Here is a 520-nt window from a genome sequence, read left to right on the forward strand (position 1 = left end):
AACACGGACCGCTCATGAAGCTCGGTCTGTTCCGCTGCGCGGACGGCGACCATCTGCTGATTGCGATCCACCATCTGGTGGTCGACGGGGTATCGTGGCGCATTTTGTTCGAGGACATTGCGACGGGATACGAGCAGGCGCTTCGCGGAGAAGCGATCCGTCTGCCGCACAAAACGGATTCGTTCCGGACATGGGCGGAGCAGCTGTCGCGCTATGCCAGCAGCTCAGTGATGGAGCAGGAGCGGGCGTACTGGCAGCAGATCGAGCAAAGCGACTATGCCCCGCTGCCGAAGGATAACGCGGAGGCCAAACCGCTGCTGAAAGAGAGCGACGTCGTGACGGTACGCTGGACGGCGGAGGAAACGGAGCAACTGCTGAAGCAGGCGCACCGGGCCTACCGCACGGAAATGAACGACCTGCTGCTGACGGCGCTGGGCATGGCCGTGCACGAATGGTCTGGGCTGGACCGGGTGCCGGTCAACCTGGAGGGCCACGGACGGGAGGAAATCATCCCGGATGT

Annotated in this window: 1 protein-coding gene; it reads left to right on the forward strand. The window is 63.1% G+C overall.

The features are described from left to right. Positions 1-520, forward strand: a 520-nt coding sequence (locus PEL01S_RS34300; RefSeq protein WP_255320208.1) for a condensation domain-containing protein, incomplete at both ends; no start/stop codon positions are given.

The sequence above is a fragment of the Paenibacillus elgii NBRC 100335 genome, assembly GCF_004000865.1.
GTDB classification, from domain to species: Bacteria; Bacillota; Bacilli; order Paenibacillales; family NBRC-103111; genus Paenibacillus_G; species Paenibacillus_G elgii.